General features: G+C 31.0%; 27 protein-coding genes. 9 read left to right on the top strand and 18 right to left on the bottom strand.

Annotated elements, in window-relative coordinates; translation table 11 throughout:
• Nucleotides 1-53 precede the first annotated feature (53 nt).
• From ACYU7A_RS08285 to ACYU7A_RS08315, 7 genes are read right to left on the bottom strand one after another with little or no spacing between them, the layout of a single operon-like run.
• Nucleotides 54-755 carry a hypothetical protein gene (locus ACYU7A_RS08285; protein ID WP_460575666.1) on the bottom strand — a complete coding sequence of 234 codons (702 nt, stop codon included), beginning with the start codon at nt 753-755 and terminating at the stop codon, nt 54-56.
• A gap of 3 nt (nt 756-758) precedes the next feature.
• A complete protein-coding gene (locus ACYU7A_RS08290) occupies nt 759-935 on the bottom strand; it encodes a hypothetical protein (protein WP_460575668.1) in 177 nt (58 codons plus the stop codon).
• A 27-nt stretch (nt 936-962) separates the two neighbouring features.
• Nucleotides 963-2,792: an ABC transporter ATP-binding protein gene (locus ACYU7A_RS08295; RefSeq protein ID WP_460575670.1), complete on the bottom strand. Its 1,830-nt coding sequence runs from the start codon at nt 2,790-2,792 to the stop codon at nt 963-965.
• Nucleotides 2,793-4,520: a phospho-sugar mutase gene (locus tag ACYU7A_RS08300; RefSeq protein ID WP_460575672.1), complete on the bottom strand. Its 1,728-nt coding sequence runs from the start codon at nt 4,518-4,520 to the stop codon at nt 2,793-2,795.
• A 4-nt stretch (nt 4,521-4,524) separates the two neighbouring features.
• Nucleotides 4,525-5,019: an ORF6N domain-containing protein gene (locus ACYU7A_RS08305; RefSeq protein ID WP_298304164.1), complete on the bottom strand. Its 495-nt coding sequence runs from the start codon at nt 5,017-5,019 to the stop codon at nt 4,525-4,527.
• Nucleotides 5,020-5,040: 21 nt separating this feature from the next.
• The gene (locus ACYU7A_RS08310; RefSeq protein WP_344815159.1) at nt 5,041-5,997 is read right to left on the bottom strand and encodes a glycosyltransferase family 2 protein; all 957 of its coding nucleotides are present in this window, start codon (nt 5,995-5,997) and stop codon (nt 5,041-5,043) included.
• Nucleotide 5,998: 1 nt separating this feature from the next.
• Nucleotides 5,999-6,541 carry a DUF4199 domain-containing protein gene (locus tag ACYU7A_RS08315; protein ID WP_460575675.1) on the bottom strand — a complete coding sequence of 181 codons (543 nt, stop codon included), beginning with the start codon at nt 6,539-6,541 and terminating at the stop codon, nt 5,999-6,001.
• Between the two features lie 224 nt (nt 6,542-6,765).
• Here ACYU7A_RS08315 and ACYU7A_RS08320 point away from each other — a divergent pair, with 224 nt between their 5' ends.
• Together ACYU7A_RS08320 and ACYU7A_RS08325 are read left to right on the top strand one after the other, a co-directional pair.
• Nucleotides 6,766-7,017: a type B 50S ribosomal protein L31 gene (locus ACYU7A_RS08320; RefSeq protein ID WP_345090026.1), complete on the top strand. Its 252-nt coding sequence runs from the start codon at nt 6,766-6,768 to the stop codon at nt 7,015-7,017.
• 163 nt (nt 7,018-7,180) lie between these two features.
• Complete coding sequence (locus ACYU7A_RS08325) at nt 7,181-8,356, top strand: GlmU family protein (RefSeq protein ID WP_396144058.1); 1,176 nt, start codon at nt 7,181-7,183, stop codon at nt 8,354-8,356.
• Nucleotides 8,357-8,426: 70 nt separating this feature from the next.
• Here ACYU7A_RS08325 and ACYU7A_RS08330 read toward each other — a convergent pair whose 3' ends face one another.
• On the bottom strand, nt 8,427-8,804 hold the full coding sequence (locus ACYU7A_RS08330) for a SpoIIAA family protein (RefSeq protein WP_460575678.1): 378 nt from the start codon (nt 8,802-8,804) through the stop codon (nt 8,427-8,429).
• A gap of 199 nt (nt 8,805-9,003) precedes the next feature.
• On the opposite strand from ACYU7A_RS08330, the gene mtaB reads away from it, so the two are divergent.
• Entirely contained in the window at nt 9,004-10,332 is a 1,329-nt protein-coding gene (gene mtaB / locus ACYU7A_RS08335) for a tRNA (N(6)-L-threonylcarbamoyladenosine(37)-C(2))-methylthiotransferase MtaB (protein WP_460575680.1), read from the top strand.
• A gap of 160 nt (nt 10,333-10,492) precedes the next feature.
• Here mtaB and ACYU7A_RS08340 read toward each other — a convergent pair whose 3' ends face one another.
• The 4 genes from ACYU7A_RS08340 to ACYU7A_RS08355 all read right to left on the bottom strand — a co-directional run bounded on the left by ACYU7A_RS08340 (nt 10,493) and on the right by ACYU7A_RS08355 (nt 12,723).
• Entirely contained in the window at nt 10,493-10,972 is a 480-nt protein-coding gene (locus ACYU7A_RS08340; RefSeq protein ID WP_460575682.1) for a hypothetical protein, read from the bottom strand.
• 168 nt (nt 10,973-11,140) lie between these two features.
• Entirely contained in the window at nt 11,141-11,482 is a 342-nt protein-coding gene (locus ACYU7A_RS08345) for a hypothetical protein (protein ID WP_460575684.1), read from the bottom strand.
• 77 nt (nt 11,483-11,559) lie between these two features.
• The gene (locus tag ACYU7A_RS08350; RefSeq protein WP_460575686.1) at nt 11,560-12,432 is read right to left on the bottom strand and encodes a T9SS type A sorting domain-containing protein; all 873 of its coding nucleotides are present in this window, start codon (nt 12,430-12,432) and stop codon (nt 11,560-11,562) included.
• 6 nt (nt 12,433-12,438) lie between these two features.
• The gene (locus ACYU7A_RS08355; protein ID WP_298304181.1) at nt 12,439-12,723 is read right to left on the bottom strand and encodes a GNAT family N-acetyltransferase; all 285 of its coding nucleotides are present in this window, start codon (nt 12,721-12,723) and stop codon (nt 12,439-12,441) included.
• 106 nt (nt 12,724-12,829) lie between these two features.
• Here ACYU7A_RS08355 and ACYU7A_RS08360 point away from each other — a divergent pair, with 106 nt between their 5' ends.
• Entirely contained in the window at nt 12,830-13,486 is a 657-nt protein-coding gene (locus tag ACYU7A_RS08360) for an alpha/beta hydrolase (protein WP_460575688.1), read from the top strand.
• Between the two features lie 50 nt (nt 13,487-13,536).
• Nucleotides 13,537-14,430, top strand: coding sequence for a lytic transglycosylase domain-containing protein (locus tag ACYU7A_RS08365; protein ID WP_460575690.1), 894 nt, complete (start codon nt 13,537-13,539; stop codon nt 14,428-14,430).
• A gap of 117 nt (nt 14,431-14,547) precedes the next feature.
• On the opposite strand, the gene ACYU7A_RS08370 is transcribed toward ACYU7A_RS08365, so the two are convergent.
• The gene (locus tag ACYU7A_RS08370; protein WP_298304187.1) at nt 14,548-15,063 is read right to left on the bottom strand and encodes a DUF2892 domain-containing protein; all 516 of its coding nucleotides are present in this window, start codon (nt 15,061-15,063) and stop codon (nt 14,548-14,550) included.
• A 153-nt stretch (nt 15,064-15,216) separates the two neighbouring features.
• Here ACYU7A_RS08370 and rpmH point away from each other — a divergent pair, with 153 nt between their 5' ends.
• Nucleotides 15,217-15,378, top strand: coding sequence for a 50S ribosomal protein L34 (gene rpmH, locus ACYU7A_RS08375; RefSeq protein ID WP_007136275.1), 162 nt, complete (start codon nt 15,217-15,219; stop codon nt 15,376-15,378).
• 164 nt (nt 15,379-15,542) lie between these two features.
• Nucleotides 15,543-18,395, top strand: coding sequence for a carbamoyl-phosphate synthase large subunit (gene carB / locus ACYU7A_RS08380; RefSeq protein WP_460575696.1), 2,853 nt, complete (start codon nt 15,543-15,545; stop codon nt 18,393-18,395).
• 62 nt (nt 18,396-18,457) lie between these two features.
• On the opposite strand, the gene ACYU7A_RS08385 is transcribed toward carB, so the two are convergent.
• From ACYU7A_RS08385 to ACYU7A_RS08395, 3 genes are all read right to left on the bottom strand, one after another.
• Nucleotides 18,458-18,931, bottom strand: coding sequence for a hypothetical protein (locus ACYU7A_RS08385; RefSeq protein ID WP_460575698.1), 474 nt, complete (start codon nt 18,929-18,931; stop codon nt 18,458-18,460).
• A 58-nt stretch (nt 18,932-18,989) separates the two neighbouring features.
• Complete coding sequence (locus ACYU7A_RS08390) at nt 18,990-19,550, bottom strand: TPM domain-containing protein (RefSeq protein WP_460575700.1); 561 nt, start codon at nt 19,548-19,550, stop codon at nt 18,990-18,992.
• Nucleotides 19,551-19,664: 114 nt separating this feature from the next.
• Nucleotides 19,665-20,468, bottom strand: coding sequence for a hypothetical protein (locus ACYU7A_RS08395; RefSeq protein ID WP_460575702.1), 804 nt, complete (start codon nt 20,466-20,468; stop codon nt 19,665-19,667).
• A gap of 309 nt (nt 20,469-20,777) precedes the next feature.
• Between ACYU7A_RS08395 and ACYU7A_RS08400 the strand changes: the two genes are divergently transcribed.
• On the top strand, nt 20,778-21,170 hold the full coding sequence (locus ACYU7A_RS08400; RefSeq protein WP_344815144.1) for a hypothetical protein: 393 nt from the start codon (nt 20,778-20,780) through the stop codon (nt 21,168-21,170).
• A 30-nt stretch (nt 21,171-21,200) separates the two neighbouring features.
• Here ACYU7A_RS08400 and ACYU7A_RS08405 read toward each other — a convergent pair whose 3' ends face one another.
• The gene (locus ACYU7A_RS08405) at nt 21,201-21,962 is read right to left on the bottom strand and encodes an NYN domain-containing protein (RefSeq protein WP_460575704.1); all 762 of its coding nucleotides are present in this window, start codon (nt 21,960-21,962) and stop codon (nt 21,201-21,203) included.
• 223 nt (nt 21,963-22,185) lie between these two features.
• On the opposite strand from ACYU7A_RS08405, the gene ACYU7A_RS08410 reads away from it, so the two are divergent.
• Nucleotides 22,186-23,142 carry an ion channel gene (locus tag ACYU7A_RS08410; protein WP_460575706.1) on the top strand — a complete coding sequence of 319 codons (957 nt, stop codon included), beginning with the start codon at nt 22,186-22,188 and terminating at the stop codon, nt 23,140-23,142.
• Between the two features lie 40 nt (nt 23,143-23,182).
• Here the strand turns inward: ACYU7A_RS08410 and ACYU7A_RS08415 are convergent, their stop codons facing one another.
• On the bottom strand, nt 23,183-25,336 hold the full coding sequence (locus ACYU7A_RS08415; protein ID WP_460575708.1) for a hypothetical protein: 2,154 nt from the start codon (nt 25,334-25,336) through the stop codon (nt 23,183-23,185).
• Nucleotides 25,337-25,339 lie beyond the last annotated feature (3 nt).

A 25,339-nucleotide genomic window follows, 5' to 3' on the forward strand; every position in this document is an offset into this window, starting at 1 on the left:
TAGATAAATATAGTATACCTAAAAGTTAAAACTTACCGAATTGTAAGTGTTTTTTAAATCAAAATATCACTTTCTAAATCAGATTTTTCAATTTCAAAGTCAAACCCAAGTTTGTCAACTAATTCTATGACTAATTTTTTATACCAATTTTCCGATTTTGGATGAATGTAGATTTTTTCTATAAGTTGTGAAATATCAACATCAATTTTTAAACCATCATTGATTTTAATTTCTTGTTCTGATAAATCGGCGATAATTCTAACTTCACGTTCATATTGAAAACTTTTACGTTTAAATAGAAATGGAAAAAACATATCGTCAAAAGGAATATATTCTTTTTTGTAATCGATATAATTTACTTCGCCTATGTATTGCTTGAAATCTTTTTCAGCTTCTAAAGCTTTTTGGAGTCTTCCAACCGTAGATTGAATAGCTAAACCTTCACTATTTTGTGTGAAAATTTGCCACATCGCAAACGATTCATATTCGTTAATATGCCAACTACTTACTACAACTTTTTCTCTGTGTGATTTATAGTAATCAAGAAATTCTGGATTATTGGCAGACAATTTTTTTATTTCCTCAAAAGTTGGTTCGCTAAATGTACCTTCATATTGATCTTCAAACTTATCTGAACGAGACATGAAGAGTTTTTTGGAAATCAATAAATCCAAAAATTTAGATAAATCCAAGTATTTCCATACAATCGTATCTGGATTTTCTGGTAGCGTAATATTTGGATTATTGAAATACATAATTTATTCTTTAGGGAATCTTGTTGAAAATTGACCTGCGTAGAAAGCAATAACTAACCAAACCACAATAAATCTATAAGTGTTTTCTTTTACAAAATCCTGACCAAAAAAGTAATCAAACAAAAAAATGATTACAACTGAAAGTGAAATAAAAATTGCTGCAAAATAATATCTTTTCATAATCAATATTTTTTAGATTAAAATACATTATTCAAAACTTTGCATCATTACCAATTTAGAATAAGTTCCGTTTTTAGACAGAAGTTCAGTATGCGTTCCTTGTTCCACAATTTCACCTTTTTGCATTACAATGATATTATCTGCTTTTTGAATAGTTGAAAGTCGGTGTGCAATAACAATAGAAGTTCTATTTTGCATCATATTTTCAAGTGCAACTTGTACTAATTTTTCGCTTTCGGTATCCAATGCTGAGGTTGCCTCATCCAAAATCATAATCGGTGGATTCTTCAAAACAGCTCTAGCAATAGAAATACGTTGTTTTTGTCCGCCAGAAAATTTGTTTCCAGCATCTCCAACGTTGGTGTAAATTCCTTCAGGTAAATCTTTTATGAATTCGTAAGCGTTTGCAATTTTTAAAGCTTCAATGATTTCTTCATCAGTAGCGTCTAATTTCCCAAGTGCAACGTTTCCTCTGATTGAATCATTAAATAGTATAGAATCTTGAGTAACCAAGCCAAGTAAATGACGAAGGGACTTCATTTCAATATCTTTGATATCGATGCCATCAACTTTTATCGAACCTTCTTGAACATCATAAAAACGAGTTAGCAAATTAGCAATCGTACTTTTTCCGCTACCAGATTGACCAACAAGAGCAATGGTTTTACCTTTAGGAACTTCAATAGTAAAGTTTTTTAGTACGTTTTCGTCTTCATATCTGAAATTGATATTCTCAATCGTAATTTTATCTTCAAATGATTCTTTTACAATTGCATTAGGTTTGTTTTCAATAGCGTTGGGTTGTTCTAAAATTTCCAAAACTCTGTCCGCAGCAGCCATTGCACCTTTTAATGTATAAGATGCTTTTGATAATGCTTTTGCAGGTGTAAGAATTTGATAAGCCAATCCCATGTAAGTTATAAATTGAATACCATCCAAACTATGTTCTATCAAAACCATTGTTCCTCCAAACCATAGTAGAATTGCAATTACAACAATTCCTAAAAATTCACTAATAGGAGTAGAGAGGTTGTTTCTATTAATTAAACTGTTAGAAAATTTGTAAAGTTTTTGAGCGGATTCTTTATATTTTTCTTGAAAATTATCTTCAGAATTATAACTTTTAATGATTTTTAAACCAGATAATGTTTCATCTATTATTGATAAAAAGATACCGGTTTCTTGTTGAACACGATTGGATTTTCGCTTTAAACTTTTTCCAATTAATGAAATAATGAATCCAGAAACTGGAATGAAAATAAATACAAATATTGTAAGTTTTGTACTTATATAAAACATGGTAACTATTACAGAAATTATAGTCAGAGGTTCCTTAATGATAATTTCTAAAATTGATAAAAACGAAAATTGAACTTCACCAACATCGTTAGTCATTCGAATCATAACATCGCCTCGACGTTTTTCTGAATAAAAAGATAGTGGAAGATGTATTACTTTCTCGTAAATAGCTAAACGTAAATCTTTTAATGTACCATTTCTTAAAAAAGTAACATAATACATTGCTAAATAGTTGAAAATATTCTTAAGAAAAAACATCAATATAACCAGACTTACCATAATAAGTAAAGCTGCTTGAGGTCCTTTTTCTTCAGAAGTTGTTGTTACAATATAATCTAAATATTGCTTTCCATATGCTGGTAATTTTGATAATCCTTCATATACTGGTTTCGTATATACTTTCTTGGTCTTATCAAACATCACATTCAACATCGGAATTAACATCACCATTGATAATGCATTGAAGAGTGCGTAAAAAAGATTGAAGAATACATTCAAGAAAGCAAACCTTTTATAAGGTAATGCAAAACGTAGTATTTTGAAAAAGGTTGTATTCATTTAGCTTAACTGCATCTCAGCAATAATATTTTTGATTTTTTCGTCCAATTGTTTTTCTACTTCTTTAGCGTTTTCTACAGCATCTAGAGGAGCATTCACACTAAAATAAAACTTAATTTTTGGTTCTGTTCCACTCGGACGAGCACAAATTTTAGAGCCATCTTCTAAATAATAGATTAGTACATTAGATTTTGGAATTGAAATCGATTCAATCTCTTGAGTGAACATATTTTTTGAAGTCGAATTTTCATAATCTTCAATACAAACCACACGTTGACCATTAATCTCACTCATCGGATTCTCACGTAAATCAATCATCATTTGATTAATTTCTTGCATTCCTGAAATACCTTTTTTGGTTAACGAAATCAAATGCTCTTTGTAAAAACCAAAATCAACGTATAAATTTAATAACTCTTTGTATAATGTGCTTCCAGCAGCTTTGGCTTGCGCAGCAATTTCGCAAACTAGTAAACAAGCGCCAACAGCATCTTTATCACGAACAGCATCGCCAACCATGAATCCGAAGCTTTCTTCTCCACCACCAATAAATGTTAGTTCTGGGAAGTCTTTTATAAATTTCGCAATCCATTTGAAACCAGTTAATCCAACTTTGCATTCCACATTGTATCCAGATGCTAATTCTAACATCATTGGAGTTGAAACAATAGTTGAACCAATAAATTGTTTTCCATCAATTTTTCCAGCTCGTTTCCATTGTTCTAGCAAGAAAGCAGTCATGATAACCATAGTTTGATTACCATTTAAGAGTATCATTTTACCATCAGTATCACGAACAGCAACACCCAATCTGTCAGAATCAGGATCGGTACCAATTACAATATCGCCACCAATTTTATCAGATAAAGCTATTGCCATTGAAAGAGCTTCTGGTTCTTCAGGATTTGGAGATTTCACAGTTGGAAAATCACCGTTGGGAACTTCTTGTTCTGCAACAATATTCACATCAGTATAACCAGCTTTTGCTAAAACTCCCGGAATTGCTTTTATTGAAGTTCCGTGAAGTGAAGTATAAACAATTTTTAAATTTTCTTTTGCTGCTGCTGGTGTATTGAAACTTGCATTTTCAACAGTAGATTTTGCAAAAGCTTCATCTATAGCAACATCAATGTATTCAATAAGATTTTCGTTAGCTTCAAATTTAATTTCGCTATAATTTAATGCTTCGATAACCTCTATAATTTCTTTGTCTTGTGGTGGAACTAACTGCCCACCATCTTGCCAATATACTTTGTATCCATTATATTCTGGTGGATTGTGTGAAGCCGTAAGAACGATTCCTGCATGGCAATTCAAATATTTTAAAGCAAAAGACAATTCAGGAGTTGGACGCATATCAGAAAATAGATAAACATGTATTCCATTTGCCGAAAAAACATCGGCAACAACTTTTGCCAAAGTATCACTATTATGACGGCAATCGTAAGCGATAGCGACTTTTAATTGTTCTCCAGGAAATGATTTTATCATATAATTGGATAAACCTTGTGTGTTTTTTCCAAGTGTATATTTGTTGATTCTATTGGTTCCAACACCCATAATACCTCGCATTCCGCCAGTTCCAAATTCAAGATTTTTAAAAAAACTTTCTTCTAAATCTTTAGGAGAAGTTGTCATCATTTCTTTGATATCTTCTTGCGTTTGATTGTCAAATGTTGGTGTTAACCACTCGTTTACTTTGTCTAAAATAGTTTGTTCTATGTGCATAATCTTATTTTTTAAAACCTATTTTGGTTCGCTCTGTTTCATTTTTAGTAGCATCTTTTTCAACTAAATAATTCAGAACATTATATATTTCAGGTAATTGACCTTCTATTTCATTAATTTTATTTTGTAGTTCAGTATAATTCAATGCAAACTGTCGGATTGTTACGAAAGTTCGCATAATAGAGATGTTAATTTCTATTGCTTTATCACTTTTTAATACACTAGAAAGCATAGCAACACCTTGTTCAGTAAAGGCAAATGGTAGCGAACCACCAAAATAGCTTTTAGATGGTATCACAGATTGTGATACCAAGTCATTTATTTCATTTTCGGTTAGAGCAAACATAAAATCTGAAGGAAATCTTGAAGCATTTCTTTTAACAGATTGTTTTAAAACACGTGTTTCAATTTCGTAAAGAGCTGCTAAATCATAATCTAGCATTACTTTTTGATTTCTAATTTCATGTATTTTTTTTGTGATAATTTCTAATTCTTTCATGGCGTATAGTTTTATTTTGGTTTATAAATTTATTTCTGAGGCAATTTTATAACGTTCTTCGTTGTTTTTTGTGCGAAGAATGATTTCACCTAAAAATCCAGCTAAAAATAATTGAGTTCCAATAATCATTGAAGTTAAGGCAATATAAAATAATGGATTACTCGTAACAAGAATGGTATCAAATCCAGAGTAAAGTTTTATAAGTTTTATAGTAATGATGAAACCAGTTGCTAAAAAACCAATAATAAACATTAAAACTCCAGCAGCTCCAAACAAGTGCATTGGACGTTTTCCGTAGCGAGATAAAAACCAAATCGTAATTAAATCAAGAAAACCATTAACAAAACGACTCATTCCAAATTTAGATTCGCCGTATTTTCTTGCTTGATGAATAACTACTTTTTCGCCAATTTTTCCAAAGCCAGCATTTTTAGCTAGAACTGGGATATATCGGTGCATTTCACCAGAAACTTCAATGTTTTTGATAACCACATTTTTGTATGCTTTCAAACCACAATTAAAATCGTTCAAGTAAACACCAGAAGTTTTTCTAGCTGCCCAGTTGAATAATTTGGAAGGTAAATTCTTGGTTACTGCATTGTCGTAACGTTTCTTTTTCCAACCTGAAACTAAATCAAAATTTTGTTCCGTCACCATTTTGAATAATCCCGGAATTTCATCTGGACTATCTTGTAAGTCTGCATCCATTGTAATGATAACATCACCTTGAGCTTTTGCAAAACCTGCATGAAGTGCTTGAGATTTCCCAAAGTTTCTTAAAAACTTGATGCCTTTTACACAAGGATTTTCTTTTGATAAATTTTCAATAGTTTGCCAAGAATCATCTGTACTTCCGTCATCTATAAATAGAATTTCATAAGTGTAGTTGTTTTCTTTCATGACTTTTACAATCCATGAATGCAACTCTGGTAACGATTCTTGTTCGTTTAATAGTGGGATAATTATGGATAGATTCATTTTAGAAACCTTGATTACTATCTTTTTTTACAATTGCACCAACTATAAGTGACCAAATAAGTCCTATAAAAGCATACATAAGTACAGATATTGGAAGGAGGATAGCTGGTTGTGAGAATTTTTTAATCATTGAAATACTCATTTCTATTTGCTCTGTTGTCATTTCAGGATTCTTTTCAACCATCATTTTCCCAACTTTATCATACATTTCCACCATATATTCTGGTAAAATGAAATTAAAAATCACCATAAATATAGCTGACAATAATCCTGCAATAACGCAAATAGTTACACCAATTTTTAAACACTGTCCAAATGAAACAAAACCTGAATTGATATTAGTTTTGAAGTTGTTACAACCTAAATAAATGAAAAGGAGTGGAAGAATTAAATAATTTAGTAATTGAATAAAAATTCCATAAGTAGGATTTGTTTGAGGATCAATGTTCATAACATATCCAATAACAAATTCCAAAATCATAATCGCACCAAAAAGAAGTCCATAAGTTAAACCCGATTTTGCAGGTGAAATAGTATTATCCATTTTTTAAGTCTTTTAAAATTAATCCACAAATATAGTAATTCCATTATTATTGTAGAATATATAATTCAATTAAAAAAAGTGCTTTAAAGGTTTGATAATTAAAAAATAGTTGTATTTTTGCACTCTCAAATAAAAAACAATAATTAAAAGTTGTAGCCAGTTGATACCTTTTATAATGAAAGCTTCACAACAAACTACTTCATAACAAATAAAAGATTTACACAATGAAACAAGGAATTCACCCAGAAAATTACAGATTAGTTGCTTTTAAAGACATGTCAAATGAAGATGTTTTTATCACTAAATCAACAGTTGAAACTAAAGAAACTATCACTCACGAAGGAGTTGAATATCCAGTTTACAAAATGGAGATTTCTAGAACATCTCACCCATTTTACACAGGTAAATCTAAACTTATCGATACTGCAGGACGTATTGATAAATTTAAAACTAAATACGCTAAACACGGAAAATAATTTTTTAGCTGTTCAAATTTTATTAAGACCTTCCAATTTTTTGGGAGGTTTTTTTATGAACTAAACTTTTGTAACTTTGACAAAACATTACTAATGATTTTAAATTTTGTTTTCAACCATTAAACTGAAATCTGAAATCTGAAATCTGAAATCTGAAATTAAAATGAACTACATACTTTTTGACGGAACCGTTCGAAACGCACTTTTGCCTTTTACTTTTACACGACCAGTTGCTGAAATTCGCATTGGAATTTTAACTATTCGTGAAAAGTGGGAAAAATATTTAGGTTATACAACAACCACTCTAACTGAAGAATATCTTTCTGAAAAGTATCCAATGGTAGAGCTTGAAGATAACGTAATGATTAATGCTTCTTTTTTGCCCAATGATGTTTTATCTGAAATGGTTAAAAGTTTAGAAAAAAATCAGGCAATTTTTAAAGGTGATGCAGTAATTGCTTTTTATACTAACGATACTCAAGAAGAAATAGATTTTGATACCTACGAAATTATAGAATTCAACGAAGATTGCCTAACAGTTGAAAACACATGGGATATTTTTGCTAAAAATGATGCTGCAATTAGAGAAGATTTTGATCTAATTACTGAAGGTAGATCATCGCTACCAATTCCAAAAAGTGTTAATGTTTTATCTCCAGAAAATATATTTATTGAAGAAGGAGCAAAGCTAGAATTCGTAACACTAAATGCTTCAACAGGACCAATTTATATAGGAAAAAATTCTGAAATAATGGAAGGTTCTGTCATTCGTGGACCATTCGCATTGTGTGAAGAAGCACAAGTAAAATTGGCTACAAAAGTTTATGGAGCAACTACTGTCGGACCACATTCAAGAATTGGAGGAGAGGTTAATAATTCAGTGCTTTTTGGATATTCAAATAAAGGACATGATGGGTTTTTAGGAAATGCTGTTCTAGGCGAATGGTGTAACATTGGAGCCGATAGTAATAATTCTAATTTAAAAAATAACTACGAAGAAGTGCGTCTATGGAGTTATGAAACAGAAGGTTTTGCCAAAACTGGATTACAATTCTGCGGGCTAATGATGGGTGATCATAGCAAATGTGGCATCAACACCATGTTTAATACAGGAACTGTTGTGGGAGTTTCTTCTAACATTTTCGGAAGTGGTTTTCCTAGAAATTTTGTTCCAAGTTTTTCTTGGGGTGGCGCTTCAGGTTTTACAACTTACTTAACTTCAAAAGCATTTCAAACGGCTAAAATTGTAATGTCGCGTCGTCACGTTGATTTTACAGAAGAAGATGCTAAAATATTAGAACACATTTTTGAAGAAACTAAAAAATATAGAAAAGAGTAAATTATTTAACTAGCATAAATAAAAACACATAGCATTAATGTTATGTGTTTTTTTGTTTTAAATTTTGAGATTACTCTTTTTTACCTTCTTCAGAAACCCAAGAAATAGCGGCGTCCAACTCATCATGATTAAAGCATTTAAATTCTCCAATCATAATTTTGCTAAAAAGTTCAGTAAAAATTTTGATACCTTGAGTGTCGGTTATTATTGCGGCTCTGTTCCATTTTGAAAACACTTTTATTCCTAAGATTGCATCTTGAAGCCACGCTCCAACTGTAAAATTTGATAATTCGGTTTCAATTTGTAAAAGATAATTTAAGGTATCATATTTAGCTACAAAAGCTTCAACTTTTGGAATGACTTCAGTTGTAAAATCATCGGCATTAATATCGCCAACAGCTCTAAAACCAATAAACTTTTTTCCTTCGTTTGCTATTTCTACTATCATAATATTAATTTTTTATCATTGTAAAATTCACTATTTTTATATTAGAAATATTACATAATTGTAAAGTTATATTGCATAATTACTTGTTATTTTACTATTTTAAAATAATTTTAATCTGTGAATCTGTGGCTTTTTTTATTTTTTGCCTAAATTTGCACTCTCAATTTTTTGACAACGATTTCATTAATTGAGTTTACTTATGGAAAACAGAAAAAAAGTAGCATTCTACACTTTAGGATGCAAGTTGAACTTCTCAGAAACGTCAACTATTGCTCGTAATTTTCAAGACGAAGGTTTTGATAGAGTAGATTTTGAAGAAGTTGCTGATATGTATGTTATCAATACGTGTTCAGTTACAGAAAATGCCGACAAACAATTCAAGCAAATAGTAAAAAAAGCCATGAAACTCAACGATAAAGCATTTGTTGCTGCTGTTGGTTGTTATGCGCAATTAAAACCAGAAGAACTTGCTGCCGTTGATGGTGTTGACTTAGTTCTTGGTGCTACAGAAAAATTTAAAATTACCGATTATATTAATGATTTGTCCAAAAACGATATGGGCGAAGTGCATTCGTGCGAAATTGAAGAAGCCGATTTCTACGTAGGAAGTTATTCCATTGGCGATAGAACTCGTGCTTTTCTAAAAGTTCAAGATGGTTGCGATTACAAATGTACTTATTGTACCATTCCATTAGCACGCGGAATTTCAAGAAGTGATGCTTTGGAAAATGTATTGAAAAATGCCTTCGAAATTTCACAACAAGGTATTAAAGAAATTGTTCTAACAGGTGTAAATATTGGTGATTACGGAAAAGGAGAATTCGGAAACAAAAAACACGAACATACTTTTCTAGATTTAGTAAAAGCTTTAGATGAAGTAGAAGGAATTGAACGTCTTAGAATTTCATCCATTGAACCTAATTTGTTGAAAAACGAAACAATCGATTTTGTTTCAAAAAGTAGAACATTTGTACCTCATTTTCACATTCCATTGCAATCTGGAAGTAATGAAATTTTGGGTAAAATGAAACGTCGTTATCAACGTGAAGTTTATGTTGATAGGGTTGAGAACATTAGAAAAGTGATGCCACATGCTTGCATTGGTGTTGACGTAATTGTAGGTTTTCCAGGTGAAACCGATGAACATTTCTTAGAAACTTATAATTTCTTAAATGAGTTGGATATTTCTTATCTGCACGTTTTTACTTATTCTGAAAGAGACAATACTGAAGCAGCAACTATGGAAAATGTTGTTCCTATGAATGTGAGATCTAAAAGAAGTAAAATGCTTCGTGGATTGTCAGTTAAAAAACGTCGTGCTTTTTACGAAAACCAAATTGGAACCAACAGAACTGTTTTGTTTGAAGGTGAAAATAAAGAAGGTTACATTCACGGATTTACAGAAAATTACGTAAAAGTTAAAACACCTTGGAATCCTGAATTAGTAAATACTTTGCACGAAATCAACTTGACAAGAATAGATGAAGATGGTAGTGTTAGAATGGAGTTTCTAAATGTTGAGATTTAGTGATTTTAACATTTGGCAGCTACAAGAAGTTGCGAACTTCATTCACTGACTATAACAGATATAGACAAATTTTTAAATAAAAAACTAACAATTCAAATACACACCGAGCCTATCAATTTCTTGTAACGGCTTTTAGTGGCAGTGTGGGTTATTAAATCATTTATGGAATTATCTCAAAAATTTCAATAAACTCTTTTTCCAATTTCTTCTTTTTTCGATTAATATCCCATCTTGAAAAAAATATTATAAAGACAATGAATAAATTAAAAACGATACTTACAAAAAGAGGTGTGTTTTTTTGATTTAAAATGAACATAAGATTAAATACAAATAAGAACACAAAAGGAAAATATTTCATCCATATTAATTGGAATTTATTACTTGATTCAATAGTATAATCTATATTTAATTCGCTATTTACATTTTTATATTTGCCTTTTAAGACATAAAATGTAGGATAGAGAGTTGTATTCATTGTTAAGCGAAAATTGGAGTCATCTATTAACCCATAAAACTTTTCTGTACTTCCATCAAACACTGTAAAAACTCCAAATAAACTTGATTTAAATTTCGGTGAACCAATTTTAGTATTCTCTTTTATTCTATTTCGGAATTGAACAATACTTAATTTTGATTTCATCAATTAATAGAGTTTTAGTTATAATTTCTAGGCTCGCGGTCACATTGCCACTAACTCTTTTATAGGCGAATGGTCATCATAAAAAGGGTTACAAACATTTATAAATAATTATAAACATATTTAGGCATCTTTCAAAGATATAAAAATCTGTGAATCTGTGGCTGAAAACTAATATTTGTAGTGAAAACGAAGTTTAGTAATCCTAAAAACAGATTCGCTGTATTGTTCAATAAATTCATATTTATTTCTTCCTGGTTGTTTGAAATCTATGATTCTTTCGCCTGAAATTTCATAGTACATTGAGTTTCCTTCAAACATAAATCGTTTGCCATTGTTACGATATGCAGAGCGAATTAAATCAAATTCAGATAAATTCCATGTAGTAAGATTAGCATCTAAATCTTCCAATTCTGAAAATAATCCTTCAGTAATTTCGGTTTTGCAACCATAATATTTTTGGATGTTTTCAAAAAATGAAATAATGTTGAGATTTAGTTCTTCTGAATTCATTTGATAAAGATAATTTTTTTATTCAAAAAAAAACCATTTCAACATCTGAAATGGTTTAAATATATTTTGATAATAAATTAATTTTTAATGAATTTTTGATGCGATGATTTTCCATCCGATTGAATTAGAAGGATATAAATTCCATTTTCAAAATTTGATACATCAATTGATGATGGTGAATTGTTACTGTTTTTCAAAATTCTTCCATTTATATCAATAATTGAAACACTATAAGAAGTGTTTTCAGAATAAGTAATGTTTAAAATCTCATTAACAGGATTTGGTTGCAAATAGAAAATAGAGGAATTATTTTCAATAATTTGTAATGTGTTAGTATTGTCAAGAAAATCAGGAATCCCGTTTGAATTGGTGTCGTCATCAACTGGATTTCCATTGGCATTATAATCTTCGTTTATTGTTAAAACACCATCATTATCATCATCAGTGTCTTTGAAGTTTGGAATTCCGTCACTATCAGTATCGTCATCGCCAAGTCTTAAATTAGTATTCAAATCTTCTAATCCGTTTGCAACACCATCATTGTCAAAATTATTAGATGGTTGATGAACGACCAAAATATGGCATGTTAAATTATAATTTAAATCCGCTTGGTTGTATAATGTTCCGCTACCAGAATATGTGATTTTTAAATAACAATATTGCTGATTTGCAACAATATTACTATAATTAGCGCTCAAAATTGCGTTTGTATTATTATCATAATCAGTCTGAGATGGAAATAAAGTTAAATTATAACCATTCAAATTATAACCTAATTCAGACAAAGCATAACTTCTTACATAATTCAAATAAAAATCAATTTCAAATGAAGTAAATCCATCATTATTGGTGTCTAATTTGTCAAAAGTTCTACATCCTGGAGGTCCAGGAATTTGACCATATGAAATTGAAAGAGTAAAGAAAAATAAAAACAATAATGTTTTTTTCATAAAAAATTAGATTTTAATTCCCGGTGGTAATAAATCTCTATAAGTTGTATTTTTTCTAAAAAACAATGCAATTTTAGGAAGAATAGGAACCACTTTTAATTTACGTTCGTAGGCAATTTCCATAATATTCTTCAATAAATCATTGATAAATTCTTCATTGTCAAATCCATCAAAAGTATTGATTCTTGTTAGGAAAATCTTTTTTTCTTGAAACGAATATTCAACAGAAACCAACTTTCCATCGACCAAAGTTTCAAACTGTCTAGCGAATGTATTGTCTTTAATTTCCATTTTTTCTAAAATTAACTCTGAGTTCATGTATAAGTGGGATAAATAAATTAATTTTATGCAAATTTCGGAATAAAATATGGATAAAGCCACCGAAATAAGTTAAAATATGAGTAAGATACACGTTTATTTTATGCCAGGTCTAGCAGCAAGTCCAACAATCTTTGAAATGATTGATTTGCCAAAAGACACTTTCGAAGTACACTTATTACACTGGTTTTTGCCGGAAAAGAATGAATTACTTGTTGATTATGCTAAACGTATGGCAAAAAAAGTAACTCATGAAAATGCAGTTTTGATTGGAGTTTCCTTTGGAGGCGTTTTAGTTCAGGAAATGAAACAGTTTCTTACTACTAAAAAAATCATTATCGTTTCAAGTGTTCGTAGCAATAATGAATTACCTCGAAGAATGAAAATTGCTAAAACTACTAAAGCCTATAAATTACTTCCTACAGGTTTGCTTCAAGATGTTGAACTATTGACCAAATACGCTTTTGGCGACACTTTGAAAAAGAAATTAAAACTTTACGAGAAATACCTTCATATGCGCAATAAAGAATACTTAGATTGGGCAATTGAGCAAATGATTTGTTGGGATAGAACTAAAATTGATATGGAAGTTGTTCATATTCATGGTGATGCTGACGAAGTTTTTCCTGCCAAACATATTAAAGGTTTTATTAATGTAAAAGGAGGAACTCATGCAATGATTCTAAGTAAATATCGATGGTTTAACACAAATTTACCAAAGATAATTTTAGAATGATTTTGATTTTGGATTGATTTTTGTAGCTTTGAAAAATATACAATTGGAATATGAAAAAGATACAAATTTTAGGTGCAAGTGCACTATTAGTTTTAGCAAGTGGAGCGTTTATTTATGCAACTTCTGGCGAACAAAAGGAAAAACAATTTAAAGAAGGTACGTCTCAATATTTTCCAGCAAAAATTGACTTTGCTGGTGAAAAAGCACCATTACAAATAGCTGACGTAAAAGAGCGATTTGACAGAGAATTATTAATCAATGCTAATTTACATTCTTCTACAATACTAATTTTAAAACGTGCTAATAGAGCTTTTCCTGTTATTGAGCCTATCTTAAAACAATATGGAGTTCCAGATGATTTTAAATATTTGGCTGTTATTGAAAGTTCATTAACTAATGCGGTTTCTTCAGCAGGAGCAAGAGGTGTTTGGCAATTTATGCCAGATACTGCCAAAGAAAAAGGAATGGAAGTTAATGATGGTGTTGACGAACGTTACCATCTTCAAAAATCTACCGAAGCAGCTTGTAAATATTTATTGAAAGCCAAAGAGAAATTCGGAAGCTGGACACTTGCGGCAGCATCTTATAATGGAGGAATGACAGGAGTGAACAACAAAATTACGGAGCAAAAAGTTACAGATTATTATGATTTATTGTTAACAGACGAAACATCAAGATATGTTTTCAGAATTTTAGCTTTGAAAGAAATCATGAAAAACCCATCACTTTATGGTTTTGATGTTTCAAAATATGAATTGTATGATAATATTCCAACTAAAACTATTGAAGTTGATAGTTCTATAACTGATTTAGCAACATTTGCAAAATCGCAAGGAATCAATTACAAAATTTTAAAAATCCACAATCCTTGGTTGAGAGATAAGAAATTAGTTAACGCAACTAAGAAAAAGTATTTGATTGAAATTCCAACGGAAGGATATTAGTCAGTTGGCAGTGTTCAGTTGGCATAAATATTTTGAAAATAAAAAAGTTCGCAATTTTTGCGAACTTTTTTATTTAAGTATCATCATAACTGAATACTGAACACTGCCAACTGAATACTATATCTTCTTCATCTGTTCTTTCATCATTTTTATCTGATCGTTCAACATTCCTTGTTTGTCTAGTTTTTTAGCTTCGTTGATAAGGTTGGTTGCTTCTAATTTTCTTCTTCTAGACATGGCTACACCAGCTAGATTTAATTTTGCTACAGCTAAATCCATGTCCATATTTAAACCCAATTCAATTGCTTTCTTGAAGTATTTCTCAGCTTGAATTAAATTAGTTTGAGATAACATTAATCCTTGAAGGTAGTTATAATATCCTTGTTGTTTTTGTACCAAAGCCGTTTCAGGATTTTTTATTTTGGCTAACCATTTTTTTGCACCTTCAAAGTTTTGTTTACGTAACTGTAAGAAAGCCATTAAAATATATTCATTTTTAAAATAAAGAAACAAAGGAATTAATGACAATAAGATAAGGAAAATTCCATTTCCGATATTACCTTCTGTAAATTGCCAAATAGCGGCGATAAAGATTAAACCTGTTAAAATAAGTTTGATATTTCTGTGAAACATAATAGTGTATTTTTAAGTTTGCAAAGATAATAAATAGAAATTAAAATATTTTTAAAAAACTACTTGCAAGTAATAAAAATCGTTGTATATTTGCACTCGGTTTAAAAAAGACCTCAAGAAAAGATTATTATACGATTTTAAAGATAAAAAGCAATGAGCAAAAGAACGTTTCAACCATCGAAAAGAAAAAGAAGAAATAAACACGGATTTATGGACAGAATGGCTTCTGCAAATGGAAGAAAAGTCCTTGCGCGTCGTAGAGCTAAAGGAAGACATAAATTGACAGTATCTTGCGAACCAAGACACAAAAAATAATGATTAGATTCTAATCAATATCAAGCCGTTACTTTTATTAGTAGCGGCTTTTTTTTAAACCTGTTTATAAAATTTGATAAGTTTAAACCATCATTTTTTACTTTTCAAATCAAACAGATTATCTTTGAAAAAACAACAATACAACACACAACAAACTAACTACAATGCCAAAAGACAATTCAATCAAATCGGTTTTAATTATTGGTTCAGGTCCAATCGTTATTGGGCAAGCATGCGAATTTGACTACGCAGGTTCACAATCGGCACGTTCTATTCGTGAAGAAGGAATTGAAGTCATTCTTATCAATTCCAATCCAGCAACCATCATGACCGATCCAAGTATGGCGGATCATGTTTATTTATTGCCATTAACAACAAAATCAATCATTCAAATTCTAAAAGAACACCCTCAAATTGATGCAGTTCTTCCAACAATGGGTGGACAAACAGCATTAAATCTTTGTTTGGAAGCCGATGAAAAAGGAATTTGGGAAGATTTTGGTGTAAAATTAATTGGTGTTGATGTAAATGCAATTAATATTACTGAAGACCGTGAGCAATTCAAGCAATTATTAGAAAAAATAGGTGTTCCTGCAGCACCAGCTAAAACTGCAACTTCTTTCTTAAAAGGAAAAGAAATTGCACAAGAATTTGGTTTTCCTTTAGTAATTCGTCCTTCGTTTACTCTTGGTGGAACAGGAGCAGCTTTTGTACATAGTAAAGAAGAATTTGACGAAAAACTAACTTATGGTTTAGAAATGTCACCAATTCATGAAGTGCTGATTGACAAAGCTTTATTGGGTTGGAAAGAATACGAATTAGAACTTTTACGTGATAAAAACGACAACGTAGTAATCATCTGTTCGATTGAAAACATGGATCCAATGGGAATTCATACAGGTGATTCCATTACAGTTGCACCAGCAATGACTTTATCGGATACGACGTTTCAAAAGATGCGTGATATGGCGATTTTGATGATGCGTTCTATCGGAAATTTTGCTGGAGGTTGTAACGTGCAATTCGCTGTTTCGCCAGATGAAAAAGAAGATATTGTTGCTATCGAAATCAATCCGAGAGTTTCTCGTTCTTCTGCTTTAGCGTCAAAAGCTACAGGTTATCCGATTGCAAAAATTGCATCAAAACTTGCTTTGGGTTACAATTTAGATGAACTTCAAAACCAAATTACAAAATCAACTTCGGCTTTATTCGAACCAACTTTAGATTACGTAATTGTAAAAATACCGCGTTGGAATTTCGATAAATTTGAAGGTGCCGACAGAACTTTGGGACTTCAAATGAAATCGGTTGGTGAAGTTATGGGAATTGGCCGTTCGTTTCAAGAAGCGCTTCATAAAGCAACGCAATCACTTGAAATTAAACGAAATGGACTAGGAGCTGACGGAAAAGGTTACAAAAATTACGAACAAATTATTGAGAAATTAACGTTCGCAAGTTGGGATAGAGTTTTTGTAATTTACGATGCCATTGCTATGGGAATTCCGTTAAGTAGAATTCACGAGATTACTAAAATTGACATGTGGTTCTTGAAACAATACGAAGAATTGTATTCGTTAGAAAGAGAAATCACAAACTATAAAATAGATACTTTACCAAAAGAATTATTGCTTGAAGCAAAGCAAAAAGGTTACGGAGACAGACAAATTGCACACATGTTGGGTTGTTTGGAAAGTCAGGTTTATAAATTGCGTGATGAGATGAACATTAAGCGTGTTTATAAATTGGTGGATACTTGCGCTGCCGAATTTAAAGCGCAAACACCTTATTATTACTCAACTTTTGAAGCTGAAATTCAAACTGCAAATGGTGAAAGATACGTTCATAACGAAAGTATTGTGACCGATAGAAAGAAAGTGGTTGTTTTAGGTTCTGGTCCAAATAGAATTGGACAAGGAATTGAATTTGACTATTCGTGTGTTCACGGAGTTTTGGCTGCGAAGGAATGTGGTTATGAGACAATCATGATTAATTGTAATCCTGAAACGGTTTCAACTGATTTTGATACAGCAGATAAATTGTATTTCGAACCAGTTTTTTGGGAACATATTTACGACATCATTCGTCACGAAAAACCAGAAGGAGTTATCGTGCAATTAGGTGGACAAACTGCATTAAAACTAGCAGAAAAATTATCTAAATACGGAATTAAAATTCTTGGAACTTCATTTGATGCTTTAGATTTAGCTGAAGATAGAGGTCGTTTTTCAGAACTTTTAACCGAATTAAATATTCCGTTTCCAAAATTCGGAATTGCTGAAAGTGCTGATGAAGCTTCTAAGTTAGCTGATAGTTTAGATTTCCCATTGTTAGTTCGTCCTTCTTATGTTTTAGGTGGACAAGGAATGAAAATTGTCATAAACAAACAAGAATTAGAAGAACATGTAATTGATTTATTGAAATCGATTCCGGGAAATAAATTATTACTTGACCATTATTTGGATGGCGCAATTGAAGCAGAAGCCGATGCCATTTGCGATGGAGAAAATGTGTACATCATAGGAATTATGGAACACATCGAACCATGCGGAATTCACTCAGGTGATTCGAATGCGACTTTGCCACCGTTTAATTTAGGTGAGTTTGTGATGCAACAAATAAAAGATCATACAAAGAAAATTGCTTTGGCTTTAAGAACAGTTGGATTGATAAACATCCAATTTGCGATAAAAGACGATACGGTTTACATCATCGAAGCCAATCCAAGAGCATCGAGAACGGTTCCGTTTATTGCGAAAGCTTATGGCGAACCTTACGTGAATTATGCTACTAAAGTAATGCTTGGTGTAAACAAAGTAACCGATTTCACTTTCAATCCGCAGTTGAAAGGTTATGCGATTAAGCAACCGGTTTTCTCTTTCAGTAAGTTTAAAGATGTAAACAAAGCACTCGGACCAGAAATGAAATCTACAGGTGAAAGTATTTTGTTCATAGACGATTTAAAAGACGATCAATTCTACGAATTATATAGCAGACGTAAGATGTACTTGAGTAAATAAAATAGAAAATCCCGAATGAAAGTTTGGGATTTTTTTATTTGTAAAAAATTTGCATGTTTTTTTTACTCAGTTATTTCAAACATTTTATTGAATTTTCTTTTCAAGTTTCTATTTTGCCATATTATGTTTAGTCTCGCAATGATAGAGATAAAAACTATGAATAAATTAGATATGATGTATATTTCTATTGGTGGTTTTGCATGAAGGTAAAAAATAGAGTTAAAGATAATCAGTGCAATAATTGGAAAGTATTTTATATAAGCAACTCTTAATTTGCCCAAAGGTTCAATGGTATAATTTACAATTAAACTTTTCTCAATGTTTTTATAAGTTCCTTTTAGAAAATAAAAACTTGGAAAAAAATTAGAATTTTTTATGATCTCAAAGGTTGAATTGTCAAAATTTCCATAAAAATATTTTGAATTTTCAGCAAAAAGCGAAAAGAAACCTAATGGAATTTTAAGTCTTGGCGAGCCAATTTTAGTATTCTCTTTTAATCGATTTCTAAATTCAGTTATATCTATTTTTGACTTCATTTTTTATTTTTTCGTCTTCTGCTTTACTATCGCTTCAACGTTTCTCAACTTGGTTTTTTTATTTTTCCGATTTGTCTTTCAAAATTCTAATAATTTCACACAAACCATTTAAAGTACCATTATAATATTCACCTTTTTTAAATTCTGGTATGAAATAGTTTTCGATTATTTCTTTAGTTTCTTCATTTGTTACAATTTTTTCAATTCCATCACCATTTTGAATTCTAATTCTTCTGTAGCCTTTTGAAATTCCGATTAATATTCCGTTATCTTTTTCAACTTTTCCGATTTTCCAAGTTTGTGCTATATGCAAAGTCAAATCATCAAACTTTTCTTTAGATGTTTTTATTGTATCTATTGTTACTATTGAAATTTCAATCGATGTTTCTCTTTCAAATTTTGAGATAATACTATCAAGTTTTGTTTGTTCTAAATCGGAAAATAAGTCTTCATAATCATTTGTCCAACTTACAGGCTTTGGTATATTATTCCAATAAATTTCTCTAAAAAGTTCAATTGATTTTATTTTTAAGCTGTCTTTTTCTGCATTTCCTATATTCTGCGCATTAATATTAATAGCAAAAAAAAGTAAAAAGAAATATTTAAAAATTGGTTTCATTTATTATGTTTGATTTTATTGATGAACGTATAGGTAATTGTAAAAATGACGCAAAGTAAGGAGACATTTGCGTAGCTTTTATGAGGAACTTTTTTGCGAAGCTGGTTTTTTTAATTATTTCTTAACTGGAATTGAATTTCCACAAACTATCTCTTGTTCATTTTCAAACGTAATATTATTATTAAAAAAATCTGATAATGGTTTTTTTCCATATCCATATGCCCACATCATTAATTCAACTCCAAGAGCTGTTGGATAAAAAATTATGCCTTGATTTGGAACTTCGCTAAAAAACTTTTTTAAATATTCAACACCGCCATAATTAAAATGTTGTCCAATTAAATCTTCCTTAACAAGTCCAAACATTGAATGAGACATTAAGTTTGCTATGTTTGGAATTTCATCATTTGTGAAATCCATAGCCTTATAATAAGTTTCCATAGGAATAAACATTTGCAGTTTGTTTCTATCATCATTATTTCCAATATTTATTTTTTCTCCTTCAAAATTTGCTTTTAAACATTTATAAAACAGATAATGAGTTCTTAACTGATATGTAGTTAAACGTGAAATTAAAGAAGTAAAATACGCACCTCTATCGTCTCTAGATATTCCGCTTCTTGAAGATGCTAAAACACCACCAAAATATTCAATTTGTAAATTTTCCTCACACCAAGCTCCGTCTTCTAATATACCTTTTAAAACTTTTGGAGGAACTTTACCATCAATATTAATATCTTCACCTAATTTTTTTTGAGCATTTTTAAAAATATTAGCGGTATTGTTTACTTTTTTTGTTGTCCATTCTTTTATTTGTTCTCCAATATAATCTGATGTTGGTCCAAGAATTTTTTCTGCAATTTTTGCACCACCAATTGCACTTCCTAATATTGTTAAGCCAGTTCCTGGATCTATCATTTTAAAATTATTAAGTTATTGAATTCTTCGTTTTTTGGTTAAAATTACTGCCAACTTGTAAATATCCGCTATTAACACAATTTATAAAAGTAAAAATAATCAAAAAAGGCAAGAATCTCTTAGAAATGTAATTTTATTCTTGGTTGTGAATTTAATTGTGAGCACTTGAAAAACTTCCAATTTTATCGATGAACGTCAAGGTGGCTGTGGTTTAAAGAGTTTTTTTTCCGTTAAACGATTTTTAATTAATTGTTGTTTTATTGTTATTAAGTTTGATTTGAAATTTACAATAACATAGCAATTAGCTCTATGGAAAATATTTTTGATCCAACTTATAGACAAGATTATTTGAATGGTTATTCAAATGGTTTGAATCCTTACATCGATTATGATGAGGTAAAGTACAATGATGCTTTTCACTCTGGATTCGTCTCGGGTCGACTGGATTATGAAAATAGAAACGGCTACATCATTGACGGAATTCCGAAGCGTATTGTTACTAAAAAGGTTTTGGAAGATTTTCTGTTAGCTGGTTTGCTAGGTTTGCCACCAGATACTGATGGTTACACTAATTTTCAGTTGAATGTTTTGGCAAAATGGTATCAAAGTGGCACAGAAAAATATGATCCAAACCAAAGTATGTATCTTTTTGCCATTTTAGAAAAAAATGGTATTCAAGTGGAGGAAACTTATTATATGTAAATCTTCTAAAAGTAAGTTACTTCTCGACTTTTACTTTCTTCTTACATAAATGTGTTTGATGTTGTTTTTGCCGCTTTCGCGTTCGTCAATTTCGAAACGATTGATGTTTTTGATTAGCGCCAACATTTTAGGAAAACCATAGTTTCTTGGGTCAAAATCGGGTTTCTTTTTTAGCATTAGATTTCCTAATTCTCCCAAAAATGCCCAACCGTTTTCGTCTTCTAAATCGGAAATACTATCGGCTAGAAGTTTAATGATTTTTGGGTCTATTTTACTTATTGGACTGTTGGTAGCTTTTGTAGTTTTAGTTGTTTTTTTGTTGCTATTTTCTATAATTGGTTCTAAATCTGGTTTTTTAAGAATTTCTATATAGATGAATTTATCGCATGCTGTGATGAATGGTGTAAGGGTTTTCTTTTCTCCAATTCCAATAACTTTCATACCAGCTTCACGAAGTCTTGTAGCCAATCGTGTAAAATCGGAATCGCTTGATACAATGCAAAATCCGTCTACTTTTCCGGTGTAAAGAATGTCCATGGCATCTATTATTAATGCGCTATCGCTTGCGTTTTTTCCTGTAGAATAACTGTATTGTTGAATGGGAGTTATGGCGTTTTCTAACAAAACATTTTTCCAACCCGAAACGGTTGGTTTGGTCCAATCGGCATAAATTCGCTTGAATGTTGGTGTTCCGTATTTGGCGATTTCTTCAAACATTTCTTTTACGTTGGCGTAAGGAACGTTGTCTGCATCTATGAGAACAGCAAATTTTAGGTCGTTTTTAGTAGTCATGGGATTGTTTTAGATTATCAAATGTAGTGAATTAAACTAATAGTGCTATGAAAATCAGGACGTTTTTAGCCCAGATAGTAGTGGAAAGCCATTGTGTAAAAAAGTGCTATTTTTGTTGTTGTAAAAAAGCGACCTGAGAAGCTCTTTTTACAACTTACAAAAATGTGCTTTTTTAGATAATGCTTGCAACGTATAGCTGGATTGGCTTCTAATACTTAAGATAATGGCTTTTAAAAAGAAAATAAATAGTAAGGCTCAAGATGATAAAAACTCTGGTTTTGGAGCAAACGCATCGAGTTATGGTGGTCGTTTTGTGACGAAATCGGGTAATGCGAATGTAAGAAAAACAGGAATAGGTTTTTTTGAAGGAATCAGTTGGTATCACACGATGTTGACGATTCCGAGATGGAAGTTTTTCTTTATTATTTTGTCTTTTTACTTTTTGGTGAATTGTGCTTTTGCTTCGATTTATGTATTGATAGGAGTGGAGCATTTGAGAGGTATTAGTGCGGTTTCGGCTTTAGATAAATTTGGTCAGGCGTTTTTCTTTAGTATTCAAACTTATACGACTGTTGGTTATGGACATATTAGTCCGAGTGGTTTTTTGGCGAGTTTTGTGGCTTCTGTTGAAGCGCTTTTTGGATTGTTGAGTTTTGCTATTGCAACAGGTTTATTTTATGGTAGATTTAGTCAGCCAAGAGCGCATATTGTTTTTTCTGAAAATGCTATTATAGCTCCATATCAAGATATAACGGCTTTAATGTTAAGATTGGCGCCATATAAAAATGCTAACTTGACTGAAGCTGAAGCTAAAGTAACGCTTGGTCTTCATGTTGAGGAAAATGGCAAAATGGTTAATAAGTTTTACCAATTGAAATTAGAATTAGAAAAGGTAAATGCGTTGACATTAAGTTGGACTTTGGTTCATCCTATAACTGAGGATAGTCCGTTATACCAAATGACAGCCGATGATATAAAGAACACGATTGGTGAAGTTATTGTTTTCATCAAATTGTTTGACGATATGTATAGTACAGCGGTTGTAAAACGAACTTCTTATACGTTTGACGAAGTGGTTTATGGTGCTAAATATTTGCCTATGTTTACTAGAAGTGAAGATGAAAACAAGACTATTTTGCATATTGATAAACTCAATCTTTTTGAGAAAGTAAGGTTATAAAAAAAAAACGCTCGATTATATTTCGAGCGTTTTTTTTGGTTTAGTTTTTCTTTAATAAAACTTTTTCTTGTGTGAACTGATAAGCAGCATCTAAGAACTGAATCATTTTGTTCCAATTGCTGTTTGGTTCGTAGTAGTTTTTGTAATATTTAACGGCTTTGATAGTAAGTTTGTTACCGCTAACTGTTGCTGAACTTACAAATCCGCCAGTTTCGTTTTCTACTTTTTTGTTTAGTTTGTCTAATCCGGCAACGGTGTAACCAGCAGGAATGTCTAAAGTAATTTCGTTTTCGAATGAACGTGGGTAAACCATATAAACGTTGTTTTTACGTTCTTTTTCTTTTTTGTCAATTTCTACTTGAGACGTGATTAGTTTTCCAATTTCGATAAGGTAGTTTTCACCAGCTTTTTTGATAAGGTTGTTTTTAATTGCAAAATCCTCTTCGTAGATTAATGGAGATTTTTTTCCGAAACGTCCTGTACTTTTGATGGTAAATTTGTGGTCGTCTATTTCAAAATCATATTCTTCGGCTGTAGCTTTTTTGAACGCTTCTTTTTGTTGTTCTTTCAATTTATTTACAACAGCGTCAATTTCTTTACCATAGCGTTCTTTATCTTTTTTGTTTTTTACATATTCGATTACCGACTTCGTTCCGTATTTAGCATAGTCTTCAAAAGCATAATCAAAGTAGTAAAATTTGTCGCTTTGTTCGTTTTCTTTCAAATGTCCGAAATAAGAAGATTCTTTTTTGACTTTAAGTCCAGAAAAATCATCTGAGATACTTACCAAAGAGTTGATTTTTGAAACGTTGTCTTGCATTGTACTCGCTGGTAAATTTACGTTTACAGCATCTACCACTTTCTTTCCTTTAGCAACTTGAAGCGCATAAGCTTTGCTGTTTTCTAAATTGTAATTGAATTGGTCAGCGCTAGTATATGGAGAGAAATATTCTAAATACATTGGTGTTTTTGTATTTACTCTCAATAATACATTTACGTTTTTCTGAATCAATAAATCATCTATTGAACCATTATATTTTGGTGTAGCTACTATAATATCATAATCATAGTTGTTCTTTTTAAGAAATTCCATGAAGTAGTTTACAAACGATTCTTCGGTTCTAAAAAAGATTGGATTGCTATACACACTTAACGCGTAGAACTTTGTTGCATCACTAATAATAAATGCTTCAATAAATTGTGTGAAGAACATGTGTCTAGTGTAGTAATAGACTTCTCTAATTTTTTCTTCATCACTAGCAAATGTTTTACCTTTAAGGAAATCGTTTATTACACCTAAACTTCCGTCTGGGCGAAATTTCTCGTCGTAGTAATTGAAAATATCTTCTTTAGAAACGGTTTTCTTTATAACTTTTTCAGAATTTGATAAAAAGGCGTCAGCACGTTTTTCAAATTTTCCTGAACGTGCAAAAAACACTTGAAATTTATAACAAGGTAATTCAGCTAAAGGTAAAAACCAACGCGGAAATTCATTCTTTTCAATGTCTTTAGCGTTTAATTCGTATTTTCTTTCACCACTATTTTTAGTTGGAATTTCTTTTAATTCTGGTGCTCCATTGTAAGTGTTGAAATTTACAAAAAAGTCATTTTCTGTATCGAAAGCCAGTTTCATATCCATAGTAGGATAAACATCACCAAGTGGAGATTCTTCTGGTTCGAATCCAAATTCATAGATAGATTTGAAAGGCTCAACGCTGTAGTAATAGAAGTCAATAATATCACCAATTTCAAGATTTGCGATAGCTATTTTCTTTTCTTTATCAACTTCTTTGGCATTTTTTTCAATGTCAACATCAATTTCTTTTCCTGTTGATTTTACAATTTTGATTCCTACAACATTGGTTCCTCTTCCTAAAGAGCGCATTCCTTTGTTAGAATAAAATTTATCTTTATAAGAAAACTCAGAAAACTCAGTAACTGCAGCTTGATCTTGTAATTTAATTCTTTTTCTAATGGCAGAAGTGTAGGTTACACTTGCTCCAAATTTATGGTAATTGTAATATTCATATTTATAAATAATTACAGCTGATTCATTTTTCCATTTTTCAGGAATTGTTGTTGCTGTTTTGTACTTGTCTGATTTTCCCCAGAAAAATTCTTTGATTTCGGCTTTGTCTTGGGCAAAAGATGCACTACTTATTATTAGGAATAAGTAAAGAAATAGTTTTTTCATTAG

The organism is Flavobacterium koreense, assembly GCF_054776075.1.